This is a genomic window from Shewanella holmiensis (assembly GCF_025370255.1).
Lineage (GTDB): Bacteria > Pseudomonadota > Gammaproteobacteria > Enterobacterales > Shewanellaceae > Shewanella > Shewanella holmiensis.
The window spans coordinates 56,342-72,948 of sequence record NZ_JAMTCD010000017.1; the positions used below are offsets into that span (position 1 = coordinate 56,342).

The window sequence follows — 16,607 nt, forward strand, 5'->3', positions numbered from 1 at the left end:
TAAACGCGCCTAGTTGATTTAAACTCAATCAACTAGGGGGGGCAGCACCTAAGCTTCAATAAATCACGTGATCTAAATCAATATCAATACAAATTTCCCAAAAGGCACTTGCTCCTTCAGTGCCGATCATTTACTCTTTGCGCGATTGATAATTATTATCATTGCTAATGTTAATTGCTTTCAAAGGTTCTTAACGACAAGGGAGAATGTGAAAATGAAAATGGTAAAAGGCGCAGCAATTTTAGGTTTAGCATGTTTAGCCAACTCAGCAATGGCGGACGATGCGTTAACTGTGTATTCATATCGACAAGCATTTTTAGTTGAACCTATCTTAGAGCAATTTACTCAAGATACGGGGATCAAAGTAAATGTTGTCTTTGCTAAAGATGGTATTGCTGAACGTATTGCGCGCGAAGGCCGTTTATCTCCCGCCGATGTTGTATTAACTTCTGATTTCTCTCGTTTAATGGAGCTAGTTGAAAAAGACTTAGTGTCTCCAGTTAATAACGAGGTTATTAATAATAATATTCCTGAAGTCTACCGTTCACCTAAAAATGAATGGTATGCGCTAACAATGCGTGTTCGTAACGTGTATTCGTCAAAAGACCGTACAGGTAAAGTGGATATCAATTATGAGGACCTTGCTAAGCCTGAATACAAAGGTAAAATTTGTACTCGTAGTGGTAAGCACCCTTACAATGTCGCTTTAGTCGCATCTATGATTGCTCACCACGGTGAAGCTGATACAAAAACGTGGTTAGAAGGCGTGAAGGCTAACTTAGCACGTAAACCCCAAGGTAATGACCGTGATCAAGTGTTAGCGGTAAAAGAGGGAATGTGTGACTTTGCCATTGGTAATAGCTATTACTATGGCAATATGATGATGGATGAGAACCAAAAGAGTTGGGCTGAAGCGGTTTATATTAACTTCCCTAACCAAGATAACCGCGGTGCACATATCAACGTATCAGGCATGGCGCTGGCTAAATTCTCACCTAATAAAGATAATGCAATCAAGCTTATGGAGTTTTTAACTTCTAATGTTGCTCAGCAAGCTTATGCTGATGTTAACATGGAATATCCAGTAAAAGCGGATGTTAAGCCATCGAAACTTGTGGCATCATGGGGGGAATTCAAAGCAGATTCACTTCCTATTTATAAATTGGCGGAAAATCATCAAGCGGCAGTGAAGCTGTTAGATGAAGTTAAGTTCGATCTTTAATATCAATATTGATATAAAGCCAGTTTTGCATTGTCATTCGATACGGTGTTCAGGATAACGCCGTATTGATTTAACTGGATAGTAGTTATGATTTTAGGTCTAACCAGAAGCTGGTCGCTTGCTGGTTACTCAATTGCGGCAGTGGTCATACTGCCGCTTATTGCATTAATTGTGCAAGCCGCATTTCCCGATGAAGCAGTTTTTAGCCACCTGTTTGATACGGTACTCCCCACTTATATCGCTAACAGCCTATTATTGATGTTGTTGGTCGGAATCGGCTCATTACTGATTGCTGTGCCAGCCGCTTGGTTTGTCGCTAGATGTGAATTTCCCGGTCGGCGTTATTTTCAATGGCTATTACTATTGCCACTAGCCATGCCTGCTTACATTGTCGCTTATGTTTACACTGATATGTTGGATTATGCAGGTCCAGTACAACGTGCATTAAGAGCTGCGTTTCAATGGAGCTCTCCACATGATTATTATTTCCCTGCAATTCGCAGTCTAGGTGGTGCAGCAATTATGCTGTCACTGGTGTTATTTCCTTATATCTATCTACTTGCTCGTACAGCTTTCATGGAGCAATCTTCTAGTTTATTACATGCTTCACGTATCATGGGATGTAGCCCCTGGCGCAGTTTTTGGCGTTTAGCCTTACCTATGTCGCGTCCAGCATTAGCTGTTGGGGTTGCGTTAGTGGCGATGGAAACCGCTGCCGACTACGCTACGGTTAGCTATTTTGCAGTGCCAACCTTAACCACTGCCGTTTACGATACTTGGTTAGGTTATGGCAGTTTAACGGCAGCAGCTAAGTTATCAGCAATCATGTTGTTAGTGATTTTTACCTTAGTGGGTGTTGAACGATTTGCTCGACGTAAACAGGAATTATTCCAAAAACAAAGTGCGCTTAATGATGCTGAACGCTATCGCCTTGATGGGTTAAAAGCTGCTGGTGCCTGGTTTTATTGTTCAGCCTTATTGTTCCTAGCATTTTTATTGCCCTTTATTGTGCTCACAGGTTATGCGATTGAATATTTCGATCAAAGCTGGGATGACCGTTTTTGGCAATACAGTTGGAACAGCTTGTATATTGCTATAGTCGTCAGTGGTATTTGTTTATTGTTAGCACTCATTTTAATGTTTGTTCGCCGAGTTAGCCCACGTTCAACAGATTCATTGCCATCACGCTTAAGCAGTACCGGTTATGCGTTACCGGGCACAGTGTTAGCCATTGGCGTGTTAGTGCCGCTGACCTATTTAGATTTTGCGATTAACGATGTTTATGATTGGTTTGGGGCGAGAGGCCCAGGTTTAGTGTTTACTGGAAGTGCAATAGCAATCGTTTTTGCATTTACTGTGCGGTTTTTAGCCATTGCGATTGGTAGCCTTGAAAACAGTTACAAACGGATTTCACCTTCATTAGACATGGCAAGTATCACTATGGGGCAAACGCCTAAACAATTACTAATGCGCGTACATTTACCTTTACTTCGCAAAGGATTATTGGCTGGCGCGTTGCTTGTTTTCATTGAAAGCATGAAAGAGCTACCCGCAGCATTATTATTACGTCCAATAGGATTTGAAAACCTAGCAACCTATGTTTTCCAGTTTGTGTCCGATGAAAAACTAGAACATGGCGCATTAGCGGCTATTGTGATTGTTTTTGTAGGACTAATCCCGTTAATTTATCTCAACCGTTCATTGGAGCACACGAGCTAATATGTCGACTCTTACGATTGAAAATGTCTTTAGTGATTACCAAGGACAGGTTATTTTAAACGGACTCAATTTAACTTTACAGCAAGGTGAGATTGTTGCCTTACTCGGCCCAAGTGGTTGTGGGAAAACCACTTTATTACGTGCTATTGCAGGTTTACAGCCGATCAGTCAGGGGACTATTAAGATAAATGGCGATGCGCTAAGCAGTGATAACGTGTTTATCCCAAGTGAACAACGTGGTGTTGGGATGATATTTCAAGATTACGCCTTATTCCCGCACCTTACCGTGGCTGATAACATCCTTTTTGGTGTAAAAGGCTTGAATAAAATTGAGCGACAAGCCCGTTTAGATGAAATGCTCGAATTGGTTAAATTGGCGGGCTTAAGTCAGCGTTACCCGCATGAACTGTCTGGCGGTCAGCAACAACGTGTCTCTATTGCTCGTGCGTTAGCTTATCAGCCACAGTTATTGTTACTCGATGAACCATTTTCAAATATCGATGCGCAAGTGCGTAATGAGATGATGCTTGAAATCCGCAATATCCTCAAACAACGCAATGTCAGTGCGGTATTTGTAACCCACAGTAAGGATGAAGCTTTTGTTTTTGCTGATAAACTGGCATTGTTCAAAGAGGGGAGTATTATTCAGCATGGTTTAGCCGAAGAATTATATGCTCATCCAAACGATAGATATGTGGCTGAGTTTTTAGGGGCAGGTAATTACTTACCTGTTACTGTAAATAGTTGCATGGAAGTATCATCCCCAATAGGCGTGTTGCAAAGTAGTGCGTCTATAAACTATCCTGTTGATTATCAAGGGCAGTTATTACTCAGGCCTCAACAAGTTGAATTGGTTGCTGACGAACAAGGGCTAGCCGTGATTGTCGAACGACGTTTTCTTGGAACAGTATGCCATTATTGGGTAAAAGTTGAAGAGCATTGTTTGGAAGTTCGAAGCCAGCTGTTACAACTGTCACCAGGTCAAAAGGTCAATTTATTTGCACCAGCGCACCCCTTGGTTATTTTTTGATTGTGTCAGATCAAAAAGTTAAATTATGATGGGTTTAGAATATTCAACTGAGCGGTAACTGGACTTGTGTGTTTAGTTTTCATTTTTTAAACCGATAACAATGTAGGTGGTTTGTTTCAATATGGATAATCAGGTTATGCCGCGCGAGCAATTAGGGATTTGTGCCGAAGGTAATTTACACAGTATTTATTTAATGTTTAATGCCAATGATGGCGTTGAAGATCAACTGCGTCCTTCTATTGCCAGTGTCGCGCAATATATCTATGAACTGACCGACCAGTATGCTGACAGTGCTTTTAATGGTTTTGTGGCTATTGGTGCTAACTTTTGGGATACCTATTACCCAGAAGCCCGTCCAGCCTTGTTAAAGCCTTTTCCTTCAATGAATGAAGGTAATCGTGATGCGCCAGCGATTGAATACGATTTGTTTGTGCATATTCGCTGTGATCGCTTTGATATTTTACATTTAGTCGCCAACGAAATTAACCAAATGTTTGAAGACTTGGTTGAGCTAGTGGAAGAGGAGCGTGGTTTCCGCTTTATGGATAATCGCGATTTAACCGGTTTTGTGGACGGCACTGAAAATCCCAAAGGGCGTCATCGTCAGCAAGTGGCATTAGTTGCTGAAGAAGATCCAGAGTTTAAATCTGGTAGTTATATTCATGTGCAAAAATATGCGCACAATTTAAGTAAATGGCATCGTTTACCAGTTAAAAAACAAGAAGATATCATTGGTAGAACCAAGCAAGATGACATTGAATATGAATCCGAAGATAAGCCACTAACCAGTCATATTAAGCGGGTTAATTTAAAAGATGCTAATGGTGCATCAATGGAAATTTTACGTCAAAGTATGCCTTATGGCTCAGTAAAAGAGCAGGGACTCATGTTTATCTCTAGTTGTAAAACACCCGATAATTTTGAGCAAATGTTACGCAGCATGATTTATGGTGATGGACATGGTAATCACGATCATTTAATGCAGTTTACTAAGGCGCTGACGGGGTCATCATTTTTTGCGCCATCATTGGACTTTTTGATGCAGTGGGATGAAGCGTAAATATAGGGCTTGTAGCAAAATGTGAGTTAACGTACTGGTTTTTGGAATGTTTAATTACAGTCAATGTGCGTATTACCAATAAAAAAGCAATGCCTAGGCATTGCTTTTTTATTGGTATTTTTAGCAGCAATTACTCACTAAAGTTAAATAATGACTTAACCGTTTCAAGCGTATCGTCGATGGTTTTGATACTTGAAGGGCAGATGAAAATCGTATCATCACCGGCAATAGTCCCCAAAATACCTTCAGGTTTACCTATAGAATCTAATAGACGTGCAATTAATTGTGCCGCACCTGGGCTAGTTCTTACCACAATCATCGCTTGGTTATGGTCAACATCAAGTACAAGGTTTTTAAGCGGGCTGCCTGCAGTCGGCACCCCTAACTCAGCAGGTAAACAATAGACCATTTCTTGTTTGGCGTTGCGGGTTCTGACCGCGCCAAACTTACTGAGCATTCTTGATACTTTTGATTGGTTAATGTTACCGAATCCTTCGGCTTGAAGTGCATTAACAATTTCACTTTGGCTGCCAAAACGTTCTTCTTTTAAGATAGCTTTGAAGGTTTTGACCAGATCATCCTGATTTTTAGTGGTTGGCATATAGTATTTTCATCTTATAGTTGTTATTCAGAAAAACGCTTTATTTTGAATACTAGTGGTTTTTTTGTCAAGAAAAACCCACTTTTTCTGAATAAAAATTCAATATCAATCGTTTTAACAGTGTAGCAAATGGTTTACTAGGTCAACTTACTTAATACCATAATTGTTTTTTTATTTTGATCAACTAAGCGTAATTTCCCCTGCGCAATTGACGCTGATATGACTAACGGCATGGCTAGCATGACTTTTTGCTCTTGGGTCATGAGTGCTTCAATACAGGCTTTACGTGTCGTCCCCGCAGGTGTGAGTGTGAGGACATTGTTTTCGAATGTGTAACTGCCCATAAAAGGATTGCAACTGGTATTGCCATTGAGTTGGCCATTTTCACTAAAAATTAATTTCGCCGGACTGTAATCTATGGTTGGTTCAGACAACACTGATTCAATGTGCCACGAACCAATTAATGAAGTTGAATTATCGATTGCTGTATGACTTTGACATGCGCTTAATGAGAAAATAACTGCAGCTGCGCCTAAAAAATGCTTTATCATGTTTACTTCTTTTTTTGCCTAGATTATTCAAATTGAGGCTATTCTACTTGATACTGTGGCAAAGTGATAACTCGTCTTCAGTCTATTAGTGAGAAACCAGCATGATTAAAGCGTTAAAGTTACTTCATTATCTCGGTTCCATGCTATTAATGCTCGGATGTTATTTGCATCTTTTCACCGATACCAGTCTTCGAGCACAAGGCATGCTGATTGTCGCCAGCTGTATCGGTATCGGCTTAGTGATGATGGCGCCTTTCCCTGTGGCATTAATGATCCAGTGGGCAAAAAATCAAGATAGCCAATCATTGCCATCATCAGATGCTGATGCTCAACCATCACCGGAAAAATCAACAGATCAGCCAGCAGAAAAACCTCAGGATAAACAGTGATTCAATATCGCAAAGCCAATTTAACAGATGTGCCTCAGTTAGTTGAACTGGAACGTCAACACGTTAATGCTGAATTATCTCGGCATGATCCAAGTCTTCAAGGGCAGGGGTTAACACCAATCCAATTAACGCAATTGATTAATCAGCACTGGATTATTTTGGCATTAGATGGGGCTAATATTATTGGCTATGTGATAGCGGCTCAATGGCGATTTTTTGCTAAGCAAGCTTTGTATCAAAAAATAATTCAAAAATTGCCTTCACTTGAAACAGATCAAGATGGTTTGCCACTGAGGATAAATCAAGAGAATAGCCTTCAATATGGGCCGATTTGGATTGCTGAGCCTTATCGTGGCCAAGGCATATTTGCGCAGTTAGTTAACCAACTTGTCCTTGCTACCAAAAATAAAAGCCGCTATTTAGTGGCTTACATTGCCGAGGACAATGGGCGTTCTTTTAAGGCTCACACCCAATATGCAGATATGCAAGTTGTGGATTATTTTGGTTTTCAGCAACGAGATTTTTATCTGTTGTTGCGAAAGTTGCCTTAACTTTAGATGATGGGGTTGAATATGTCAGACCAATTCGAAACTTTATTCGAACCTTATCTTGGACTTCGCTTGAGCGCGTTTGATAATGCCAAGTTAGTGGTGTCGGTGTTAGCCGCCCATGGGCAACAGTTTCAAGCGGCAGAAATTATTTTGCTGACTGGCGATGAGGCAAGATCAGTTAAGCACTATGGAGTTAAATGGTTAGACTACTGGATTGATTGCGGTAAATTAAATCAATATCAGGTGGGTTTAAGCTTGGTGGACGAGTGTAATAAGAAGTCACTTGAAATGATAAATGAAATAAACGTTCCTGTGATGAGCATGCAACAGGTTGGATTTATGTGTATTGAAAGTGCGCACTTCGATCATTGTTAGTGTGAAGCTGTAGATCTTTTATGATCAACATGACATTCGAAAGGTTACTGCCGCTAAATTTTATTCATAAAAAAACCGCCATAATAGCGGTTTTTTTATGATGCAAATACCAAGAATTATAGTCCGGCGTCTGCGCGTAATATTTCTGCTTTGTCAGTCGCTTCCCATGGGAAGCCTTCTCGACCGAAGTGTCCATATGCAGCGGTTTGCTGATAGATAGGACGAGCCAAATCTAGCATTGCTGTTAAACCATAAGGACGCAGTTCGAAGTGTTGACGCACTAGTTTGATTAACACTTCTTCAGATACTTTGCCGGTACCAAATGTCTCAATGCTGATTGACGTCGGTTCTGCCACACCAATAGCGTAAGATACTTGAATTTCACAACGATCGGCTAAGCCAGCAGCAACGATGTTTTTAGCAACATAACGAGCAGCATAAGCCGCGCTGCGGTCAACTTTTGAAGGATCTTTACCAGAGAAGGCACCGCCGCCATGGCGTGCCATGCCGCCGTAGGTATCAACAATGATCTTACGACCGGTTAATCCACAGTCACCAACAGGGCCACCAATAACAAAACGACCTGTGGGGTTAATAAAGAATTTAGTCTCTTTATTTAACCATTGTGAAGGTAATACTGGCTTGATGATGGTTTCCATCACAGCTTCAATTAAGTCAGCTTGTTTGATTTCTTCTTTGTGTTGGGTTGATAACACAACTGCATCAATACCAACGATTTTACCTTCGTTATAAGCAAAGGTAACCTGGCTTTTTGCATCAGGGCGTAACCAAGGTAAAGTACCGTCTTTACGCACTTCTGATTGACGCTTCACTAATTTGTGTGCATACGTGATTGGAGCTGGCATCAATACATCAGTTTCATTGCTTGCATAACCAAACATTAATCCCTGATCACCAGCGCCTTGCTCAGCAGGATCGCTACGGTCAACACCTTGGTTGATGTCTGGAGACTGTTTGCCAATCGCATTTAAGATTGCACAAGAATCGGCATCAAAGCCCATATCTGAGTGCGTATAACCAATCTCACGAACCGTTTTACGGGTAATTTCTTCAATATCAACCCAAGCAGAGGTGGTCACTTCGCCGCCCACTAATACCATGCCTGTTTTAACATAGGTTTCGCACGCAACACGAGCTTTCGGGTCTTGCTCAAGGATTGCGTCTAATACCGCATCAGAAATCTGATCGGCGATTTTATCTGGATGACCTTCTGAAACTGATTCAGAAGTGAACAAGTGCTTTGCCATAGTGGGAAAATCTCGTCGTTTGCTGATAAAAAATAAAAGTTTTATACGTCTAGACGTCTATTCTAGTCGAAATTTAATCTGATAACACCCCTCTATACGAATTAATGCTCAGAATTGTGCAATGCAGCAAAAAATAATATTAAGTGAAATTTACCTGTTTTATATATTGCGCAATTAACAATCTGAAATTTAAAGACTTCATTATATTTTATGTCATTTTAAAATAAGGGGATGGATAGATAACGAAACAATATCAATATAATAAAAATGCATCTTTAGCTGCCATAATCAATTCAATGGCTTCAATATATTTTCTTATACATGGTAATTTAGCGTGTTTTTTGAACATTAATCGCTCTCTAAATGCGATTACTGTTAATAGCGGAGTTGCCGTGTAAATTTTAATTTGCGTCCAGTCGCCTAGTAGGGGAAAATATCCCCTCACAATTGCCCGCTAGACCTCATCAACAAGCAGGAGAGAGCATGTCATCTCGTAAAGAACTCGCAAACGCAATTCGTGCGTTAAGTATGGATGCCGTTCAAAAAGCCAATTCAGGACACCCAGGCGCACCTATGGGTATGGCAGATATTGCTGAAGTGTTATGGAATGATTTTTTAAAGCACAACCCGAATAACCCTAATTGGGCTGATCGTGACCGTTTTATTTTGTCTAACGGCCATGGCTCAATGCTTATCTACTCTCTACTGCATCTTTCTGGTTATGAATTGCCTATCGAAGAGCTTAAAAACTTCCGTCAATTACATTCAAAAACACCGGGTCACCCAGAATATGGTTATACACCAGGTGTTGAAACGACCACAGGCCCATTGGGCGCAGGTATCAGTAATGCAGTTGGTATGGCTATTGCAGAGAAAACCCTAGCGGCACAATTTAACCGCCCTGGTTTTGATATCGTTGATCACTTCACTTATTGTTTCTTAGGTGACGGTTGTTTAATGGAAGGCATTTCACATGAGGCTTGTTCATTAGCAGGTACTTTAGGTTTAGGTAAGCTTATTGCATTTTGGGATGACAACGGTATTTCTATCGATGGTCATGTTGAAGGCTGGTTTACCGATGATACCCCGAAGCGTTTCGAATCATATGGCTGGCACGTTATTGCTAATGTTGATGGCCATGATAGCGACGCAATTCGCGCTGCCATTGAAGAAGCTAAGTCGGTAACTGATAAGCCAACAATGATTTGTTGTAAAACCATTATTGGTTTTGGTTCGCCAAACAAGTCTGGTAGCCACGATTGTCACGGTGCACCATTAGGTGATGCTGAAATTGCAGCTGCACGTGAATTTCTCGGTTGGCCGCATGCACCATTTGAAATCCCTGCCGATGTGTACAAAGGTTGGGATGCTAAAGACGCTGGCAATACCAATGAAAATGCATGGAATGAAAAATTTGCAGCCTATAAAGTTGCTGAACCTGAATTGGCAGCTGAATTTGAACGTCGTGTATTAAACGGTGATTTACCAGCAGATTTTGAAGCTAAAGCACAAGCATTTATTCAGCAATGCCAAGACAAAGCTGAAGGGATTGCTAGCCGTAAAGCCTCACAAAACTCGATTGGTTTCTTCGGTGAAATGTTACCAGAACTTTTAGGCGGCAGCGCTGACTTAGCGGGTTCAAACCTGACGCTATGGTCTGGTTCTAAAGGTATTCAAGACGATCCAGCGGGTAACTACATCTATTACGGTGTACGTGAATTTGGTATGAGCGGTATTATGAATGGTGCATCACTTCACGGTGGTTTCATCAATTATGGTGCAACGTTCATGATGTTTATGGAATACGCGCGTAATGCGGTACGTATGTCGGCATTAATGGGTATTCAAAACATTTTCGTTTACACCCATGATTCAATTGGTCAAGGTGAAGATGGTCCAACTCACCAACCGGTTGAGCAGCTAGCTAACTTACGTATGACACCAAACATGACGGTATGGCGTCCATGTGATGCTGCTGAAACCGCAGTATCGTGGAAGTCTGCAATTGAAACTCGTAAGTCGCCAACCTCGCTAATCTTTAGCCGTCAGGGCTTAAAAGCACAAGCACGTAGCGCTGAGCAATTAGCAAACGTGGCTAAAGGTGGTTATGTACTTTCTGATTGTGAAGGTACTGCAGATGTGATTTTAATTGCAACCGGTAGCGAAGTGCAGCTCGCGCTAGATTCAGCGGCAGCATTGACAAATGAAGGTAAAAAAGTTCGCGTAGTTTCTATGCCTTCAACTAACGTGTTTGACAAGCAAGATGCTGCTTATAAAGAGTCAGTATTACCAAAAGCTGTGACTAAGCGTGTAGCAATTGAAGCAGCACACGTTGATTACTGGTACAAGTATGTTGGCTTTGGTGGTGACGTTGTTGGTATGACAACTTTCGGCGAGTCAGCACCTGGTGGCGATTTAATGAAGCACTTTGGCTTTACTGTTGAAAATGTGGTTAACAAAGTTAACGCATTAGCATAATAAGCAGTTGTGTCACTTACTCAAATTATCACTTATATGTTAAGTGCTTAATTGTGTATAATAAAGCGGCCTACACTTTCAGTGTGGGTCGTTTTTATTTTTCTGCCTTATTAACTTATCTTTTTATGCTGGGAATAGAATGATTCGAGTTGCAATAAATGGTTATGGTCGTATTGGTCGGTCTATTCTTAGAGCCCTGTATGAATCAGGTAAACGCCAGCAGATTCAAATTGTTGCAATCAATGAGCTTGCAAAACCAGCAGCCATTTGCCACCTCACCCAGTACGATACCACCCATGGTCGCTTCCAACATCAAGTCAGTTTGAAAGACAATTACCTTATCGTTGGTGATGATGCGATTTTATTGCTAAATCAACCCGATCCGAGTTTATTGCCATGGGGTGAGTTGGATATTGATATCGTTTACGAAGCGACAGGTAGCTTAAATGATCGTCAAGAATGTGAAGTACATATTCAAGCAGGTGCTAAGCAAGTACTCATTTCTCATCCTTCTTCTGCAGATGTTGATGGCACCATTGTGTATGGTGTTAATCATGATTTATTGCGTCCAGAGCATACAGTTGTGTCGAACGCGTCATGTACCACTAATTGTATCGTGCCGGTGATAGCGGTGTTAGATAAGCATTTTGGTGTTAAAAGTGGTGCTATTACTACTATTCATTCAGCAATGAACGATCAACAAGTCATTGATGCTTATCACGATGATTTACGTCGTACTCGCGCAGCGGGTCAGTCAATTATTCCGGTTGATACCAAGCTTGCCCGAGGAATTGAGCGCATATTGCCACATATGAAAGATATGTTTGAAGCTATTTCAGTACGTGTGCCCACCATTAATGTGACCGCCATCGACTTGTCCGTTACCTTGGATAAAAAGGTTGATATTGAACAGGTCAATCACATGTTAGCATTGGCCTCTAACGGCAGTTTTAATGGCATTTTAGGCTATACGGATGAGCCGCTTGTATCATGTGATTTTAACCATGATCCGCGTTCGAGTATTGTCGATGGAACCCAAACCCGTGTGAGTGCTGGTCATTTGGTTAAATTACTCTTATGGTGTGACAACGAGTGGGGTTTTGCCAACCGCATGCTCGACACCAGCTTGGCGATGATTCAAGCTAAACATTCAGGGCAATAACATATTGCAGTTATTTTGATGCCTAAAACGTGAAGGCGGCAACGATTGATTAACCGTGGATAGTTATCGGCGGTTTACACCCATTTTGTTTTTATTTTTACATTTATGAGGAAAGGCTAATTATGGCAATTATCAATATGGTGGATTTAGATCTACAAAATAAGCGTGTGCTTATTCGTGAAGATTTAAACGTACCCGTTAAAGATGGCGTAGTCACTAGTGATGCTCGTTTACGTGCAGCATTACCAACAATTAAACTTGCACTTGAAAAAGGTGCTGCTGTAATGGTGATGTCTCATTTAGGTCGCCCAACTGAAGGCGAGTTTAATGCTGAGTTTTCATTACAACCAGTAGTGGATTACCTGGTGAAAGCACTTGATTGCCCAGTGCGTTTGGCTAATGAATACCTTGATGGTGTTGATGCTAAAGTAGGTGAAGTTGTTGTTTTTGAAAACGTACGCTTCAATCCTGGGGAAAAGAAAAACGACGAAGCCTTAGCAAAGAAAATGGCTGCTTTATGTGATGTATATGTCATGGATGCCTTCGGTACAGCTCATCGTGCCCAAGCTTCAACCCATGGTGTGGGTGTATATGCGCCAATCGCATGTGCAGGCCCGTTATTGGCTCAAGAGTTAGATGCATTAGCTAAAGCCATGGATAATCCTGCTCGTCCATTAGTGGCGATTGTTGGTGGCTCAAAAGTATCCACTAAGTTAACGGTACTTGAAAGTTTATCTACTATCGTTGATCAGCTTGTTGTCGGTGGCGGTATTGCTAATACTTTTATCGCTGCAGCGGGTCACAATGTGGGTAAATCATTATACGAAGCCGATTTACTTGATGAAGCAAAACGTCTGGTTGCCAATGCGCAAAGCCGTGGTGCAGATATTCCTGTGCCTACGGATGTCGTTGTCGCGAGTGAGTTTAGCCCAACAGCAACCGCAACGCTAAAAGCGGTAAGTGATGTATCTGATACCGATATGATTTTTGATATTGGTCCAGATAGCGCAGAAGCCTTAGCTAAAATTATTGAACAGGCTGGCACCATTGTGTGGAATGGCCCGGTTGGCGTGTTTGAGTTTGATCAATTTGGTAAAGGTACAGAGCGCATCGCGATGGCGATTGCAGAATCAAAAGCCTTTTCTATTGCAGGCGGCGGTGACACGTTAGCGGCAGTGGATAAATACAATATCGCAGATAAAGTTTCCTATATTTCAACTGGCGGTGGCGCTTTCCTTGAGTTTCTTGAAGGTAAAAAGCTACCTGCTGTTGAAATGCTAGAGCAACGTGGCGCAAAATAAGCGTTAAGCGATAAAATAATAATTATTAGAAAAAACCGTTCCTTAAACTGCATTTTGCAGTTTAAGGAATATAAAAATCCATCCAAAACATAGCGACCTAGGTGAGTAATCACCCTATAATTGGAGAACAAAATGGCTCTTATCTCTCTACGACAAATGCTAGACCATGCTGCAGAGCATGGTTATGGTGTTCCTGCTTTCAACGTAAACAACCTTGAGCAAATGCGTGCGATTATGCAAGCTGCTGAAGCGACAGATAGCCCTGTTATCGTACAAGCATCAGCGGGTGCGCGTAAGTATGCTCGCCCTCAGTTTTTAAAATATTTGATGGCTGCTGCGCTTGAGCAGTATCCAGATATTCCAGTGTGTATTCACCAAGATCACGGTACAGATCCCGATATTTGTCAGCGTTCTATTCAGTTGGGTATGTCATCAGTTATGATGGACGGCTCATTAATGGCAGATGGTAAAACCCCAGCATCTTATGAGTACAACGTTGATGTGACTCGTCGTACTGTCGCTTTTGCTCATGCTTGTGGTGTGTCAGTAGAAGGTGAAATTGGCTGTTTAGGTAGCTTAGAAACAGGTATGGCTGGCGAAGAAGATGGTGTTGGTGCAGAAGGTATTTTAAGCCATGATCAACTGTTAACCACACCTGAAGAAGCGGCACGGTTTGTGGCCGATACCCATGTTGATGCTCTTGCGATTGCAATCGGCACTAGCCATGGCGCTTACAAGTTCAGCCGTAAACCTACTGGCGATGTATTACGTATTGACCGCATTAAAGAAATCCATGCGCGCATTCCGAACACTCACTTGGTTATGCATGGTTCATCTTCGGTCCCACAAGAATGGCTGCAGATTATCAACCAGTACGGTGGTGCTATCCCTGAAACTTACGGTGTTCCTTTAGAGGAAATTGTTGAGGGTATTAAGCATGGCGTGCGTAAAGTGAACATTGATACTGATTTACGCTTAGCATCAACAGGTGCAGTGCGTAAATTCTTAGCAGAAAACCCAGCAGAATTTGACCCTCGTAAATTCTTAAAAGCGTCTATGGAAGCAATGGCTGACATCTGTACTACACGCTATGAAGCATTTGGTTGTGCGGGTATGGCTTCAAAAATTAAGCCTAAGTCTTTACAAGCTATGTATAAAGCCTATCAATCAGGCGAGTTAGACCCAAAAATCAATAACTAATCTTCAGCTAATGATTGGTTAAGTGTTTATATACTCAGTATTAGTTGATGTTAAAGCCCGTTTAACGTGAGTTAAACGGGCTTTTTGTTGGGTTAATTTACATGAAAGTTCACTACCAAGTCTGTTGTATTTTTATACAAAATGGCGCATCATCGCCGCCTTCAAAATATCGTCCCAAATAGGCTAATCGCTCAACCGTTATGGCGTGATATCGTGCTAGTGGCTTTGGCACAATGTAGTTAAATTTCTTTTTTATATCGTTAAAGTGACTTTGTTATGCAAACAACGACAGATAAACCCCTCAAACTTTTTGCCCTTACATGGCCATTGTTCATTGATTTTGCGTTGCATTTTCTGACCGCTGCGTTAAACACATTTATGATCAGCCACGTGTCTTACCAAGGCGTAGCGGCATTATCTGTTGGTAATATGGTATTTGAGTTGGCTATTACCCTATTCAGTTTTGTCAGCATAGGTGCCAGCGTGGTTATTACACAATACTTAGGGGCTAAGAATAAACAAGCTGCCAGAGATGTAGTTTACTCATCGATTGGATTTAATTTAGGGGTGGGTGTTGTTGCTGCATTAGGGATCATTACCGGCGCAAGTACCATGTTGTCCTTAATGAATTTACCTGAGCATCTATTGGTCGACGGTAAGTTGTATTTGCAAATTGTTGGCTTGTGCTTGGTACCTGAAGCCGTTGCTATGTGCATTGCAGGAGCGATGCGCGCCCATGGGCATACGCAGCAGGCTATGTGGGTTACATTGGCGATGAATATCATTACTTTCAGTGGAAATTTATTGCTTTTATATGGCTGGTTTGGTTTACCTCAAATGGGCGTTGCAGGGGTGGCTATTAGCACTGTTACTGGCCGAGTTATTGGCATGTGCATTATGTTATTCTTGTTTGTTCGCTATACCAGCATACGCCTACATATTCCTTCAATTGTTAAGCCTCAATGGAAAATGCTTAAAAAAGTGTTCCATATTGGTCTGCCTGCAGCCGGCGAAAACTTGTCTTGGATGTTGCAATTTTTGGTGGTGACTTCTTTTGTCGGTTTGATGGGCGATAAAGCGTTAGCCGCGCAATCTTTGTATTTTCAAATCTGCATGTTCATTTTGTTATTTGGTTTGTCTATCGGGATCGGCAACGAAATTATCATTGGTCATTTAGTTGGAGCCAAAGCGATTAAGGCTGCTGAGGCGCAATTATATCGAGCCTTAAAAATTGGCTTGATAGTCACCACTTCCGTTGCGGCGTTAGCAGCGATATATGGAGAATACTTAGTATCATGGTTTACTGACGAGAGAGACGTACTACAACTGGTTGCGCCTTTGTTCATTTTAACTTTATTTATGGAGCCCGGTAGAACCTTTAACCTTGTGGTAATAAATGCTTTACGCGCTAGCGGTGATGCGAAATTCCCATTTTTTGTTGGCGTATTTTCCATGTGGTGTATTGCTGTTCCGGGAGCATATTGGTTAGGGGTGCATTTAGAGTACGGACTCGTCGGAGTGTGGACTGCTTTAGCTATTGATGAGTGGGTGAGAGGCCTTGCTATGCTTTGGCGTTGGCGCAGTGGTCGTTGGCAAACTAAAAGTTTAGTTCTGGACCATCCTTAACCCCCTAAAGAATATTCGTTTTCTTGGTAGTGAGTTTTTCATTTTGGCCACTAAAGTGTTAACATGACCGCGAT

General features: G+C 41.6%; 15 protein-coding genes. 12 read left to right on the forward strand and 3 right to left on the reverse strand.

All coding sequences use genetic code 11. The annotated features are described in order from the left end of the window. Window positions 1–214: 214 nt before the first annotated feature. The 4 genes from NE535_RS13135 (at window position 215) to NE535_RS13150 (ending at window position 5,031) form a co-directional block, all read left to right on the forward strand. Window positions 215–1,222, forward strand: coding sequence for an extracellular solute-binding protein (locus NE535_RS13135; protein WP_261299082.1), 1,008 nt, complete (start codon window positions 215–217; stop codon window positions 1,220–1,222). A gap of 87 nt (window positions 1,223–1,309) precedes the next feature. Then, window positions 1,310–2,941 (forward strand): ABC transporter permease, encoded by a 1,632-nt coding sequence (locus NE535_RS13140; RefSeq protein WP_261299083.1) that lies wholly within the window; start codon window positions 1,310–1,312, stop codon window positions 2,939–2,941. Between the two features lies 1 nt (window position 2,942). Beyond that, entirely contained in the window at window positions 2,943–3,971 is a 1,029-nt protein-coding gene (locus tag NE535_RS13145) for an ABC transporter ATP-binding protein (RefSeq protein WP_261299084.1), read from the forward strand. Between the two features lie 121 nt (window positions 3,972–4,092). Next, window positions 4,093–5,031: a Dyp-type peroxidase gene (locus tag NE535_RS13150; protein WP_261299085.1), complete on the forward strand. Its 939-nt coding sequence runs from the start codon at window positions 4,093–4,095 to the stop codon at window positions 5,029–5,031. A gap of 130 nt (window positions 5,032–5,161) precedes the next feature. Here the strand turns inward: NE535_RS13150 and argR are convergent, their stop codons facing one another. Together argR and NE535_RS13160 are read right to left on the reverse strand one after the other, a co-directional pair. Beyond that, the gene (gene argR / locus NE535_RS13155; protein WP_188840763.1) at window positions 5,162–5,632 is read right to left on the reverse strand and encodes a transcriptional regulator ArgR; all 471 of its coding nucleotides are present in this window, start codon (window positions 5,630–5,632) and stop codon (window positions 5,162–5,164) included. 137 nt (window positions 5,633–5,769) lie between these two features. Beyond that, entirely contained in the window at window positions 5,770–6,183 is a 414-nt protein-coding gene (locus tag NE535_RS13160; protein WP_261299086.1) for an META domain-containing protein, read from the reverse strand. Between the two features lie 101 nt (window positions 6,184–6,284). On the opposite strand from NE535_RS13160, the gene NE535_RS13165 reads away from it, so the two are divergent. Genes NE535_RS13165 through NE535_RS13175 form a run of 3 tightly spaced genes read left to right on the forward strand, consistent with a single transcriptional unit; the run spans window position 6,285 to window position 7,498 of the window. Continuing rightward, window positions 6,285–6,572: a hypothetical protein gene (locus NE535_RS13165; RefSeq protein WP_280925444.1), complete on the forward strand. Its 288-nt coding sequence runs from the start codon at window positions 6,285–6,287 to the stop codon at window positions 6,570–6,572. Further along, window positions 6,569–7,123 (forward strand): GNAT family N-acetyltransferase, encoded by a 555-nt coding sequence (locus NE535_RS13170; protein WP_261299087.1) that lies wholly within the window; start codon window positions 6,569–6,571, stop codon window positions 7,121–7,123. The genes NE535_RS13165 and NE535_RS13170 overlap by 4 nt, the downstream gene beginning before the upstream one ends. A gap of 21 nt (window positions 7,124–7,144) precedes the next feature. Continuing rightward, complete coding sequence (locus tag NE535_RS13175) at window positions 7,145–7,498, forward strand: hypothetical protein (RefSeq protein WP_261299088.1); 354 nt, start codon at window positions 7,145–7,147, stop codon at window positions 7,496–7,498. A 116-nt stretch (window positions 7,499–7,614) separates the two neighbouring features. Here the strand turns inward: NE535_RS13175 and metK are convergent, their stop codons facing one another. Beyond that, window positions 7,615–8,766, reverse strand: a complete 1,152-nt coding sequence (metK, locus tag NE535_RS13180) for a methionine adenosyltransferase (RefSeq protein WP_261299089.1) — start codon at window positions 8,764–8,766, stop codon at window positions 7,615–7,617. 483 nt (window positions 8,767–9,249) lie between these two features. Here metK and tkt point away from each other — a divergent pair, with 483 nt between their 5' ends. From tkt to NE535_RS13205, 5 genes are all read left to right on the forward strand, one after another. Continuing rightward, window positions 9,250–11,244 (forward strand): transketolase, encoded by a 1,995-nt coding sequence (gene tkt / locus NE535_RS13185; RefSeq protein ID WP_261299090.1) that lies wholly within the window; start codon window positions 9,250–9,252, stop codon window positions 11,242–11,244. Window positions 11,245–11,383: 139 nt separating this feature from the next. Continuing rightward, complete coding sequence (epd, locus tag NE535_RS13190) at window positions 11,384–12,406, forward strand: erythrose-4-phosphate dehydrogenase (RefSeq protein WP_261299091.1); 1,023 nt, start codon at window positions 11,384–11,386, stop codon at window positions 12,404–12,406. Between the two features lie 122 nt (window positions 12,407–12,528). Continuing rightward, window positions 12,529–13,707 carry a phosphoglycerate kinase gene (locus tag NE535_RS13195; protein ID WP_261299092.1) on the forward strand — a complete coding sequence of 393 codons (1,179 nt, stop codon included), beginning with the start codon at window positions 12,529–12,531 and terminating at the stop codon, window positions 13,705–13,707. 132 nt (window positions 13,708–13,839) lie between these two features. Beyond that, the gene (fba, locus tag NE535_RS13200) at window positions 13,840–14,907 is read left to right on the forward strand and encodes a class II fructose-bisphosphate aldolase (RefSeq protein ID WP_261299093.1); all 1,068 of its coding nucleotides are present in this window, start codon (window positions 13,840–13,842) and stop codon (window positions 14,905–14,907) included. A 276-nt stretch (window positions 14,908–15,183) separates the two neighbouring features. Next, on the forward strand, window positions 15,184–16,533 hold the full coding sequence (locus tag NE535_RS13205; RefSeq protein ID WP_261299094.1) for an MATE family efflux transporter: 1,350 nt from the start codon (window positions 15,184–15,186) through the stop codon (window positions 16,531–16,533). Window positions 16,534–16,607: the final 74 nt, after the last annotated feature.

What these genes read in the sequence shown, in the direction of transcription:
- NE535_RS13135 (WP_261299082.1), top strand. Translation starts at nt 215, where the DNA reads ATGAAAATGGTAAAAGGCGCAGCAATTTTAGGTTTAGCATGTTTAGCC.
- NE535_RS13140 (WP_261299083.1), top strand. Translation starts at nt 1,310, where the DNA reads ATGATTTTAGGTCTAACCAGAAGCTGGTCGCTTGCTGGTTACTCAATT.
- NE535_RS13145 (WP_261299084.1), top strand. Translation starts at nt 2,943, where the DNA reads ATGTCGACTCTTACGATTGAAAATGTCTTTAGTGATTACCAAGGACAG.
- NE535_RS13150 (WP_261299085.1), top strand. Translation starts at nt 4,093, where the DNA reads ATGGATAATCAGGTTATGCCGCGCGAGCAATTAGGGATTTGTGCCGAA.
- argR (WP_188840763.1), bottom strand. Translation starts at nt 5,632, where the DNA reads ATGCCAACCACTAAAAATCAGGATGATCTGGTCAAAACCTTCAAAGCT.
- NE535_RS13160 (WP_261299086.1), bottom strand. Translation starts at nt 6,183, where the DNA reads ATGATAAAGCATTTTTTAGGCGCAGCTGCAGTTATTTTCTCATTAAGC.
- NE535_RS13165 (WP_280925444.1), top strand. Translation starts at nt 6,285, where the DNA reads ATGATTAAAGCGTTAAAGTTACTTCATTATCTCGGTTCCATGCTATTA.
- NE535_RS13175 (WP_261299088.1), top strand. Translation starts at nt 7,145, where the DNA reads ATGTCAGACCAATTCGAAACTTTATTCGAACCTTATCTTGGACTTCGC.
- metK (WP_261299089.1), bottom strand. Translation starts at nt 8,766, where the DNA reads ATGGCAAAGCACTTGTTCACTTCTGAATCAGTTTCAGAAGGTCATCCA.
- tkt (WP_261299090.1), top strand. Translation starts at nt 9,250, where the DNA reads ATGTCATCTCGTAAAGAACTCGCAAACGCAATTCGTGCGTTAAGTATG.
- epd (WP_261299091.1), top strand. Translation starts at nt 11,384, where the DNA reads ATGATTCGAGTTGCAATAAATGGTTATGGTCGTATTGGTCGGTCTATT.
- NE535_RS13195 (WP_261299092.1), top strand. Translation starts at nt 12,529, where the DNA reads ATGGCAATTATCAATATGGTGGATTTAGATCTACAAAATAAGCGTGTG.
- fba (WP_261299093.1), top strand. Translation starts at nt 13,840, where the DNA reads ATGGCTCTTATCTCTCTACGACAAATGCTAGACCATGCTGCAGAGCAT.
- NE535_RS13205 (WP_261299094.1), top strand. Translation starts at nt 15,184, where the DNA reads ATGCAAACAACGACAGATAAACCCCTCAAACTTTTTGCCCTTACATGG.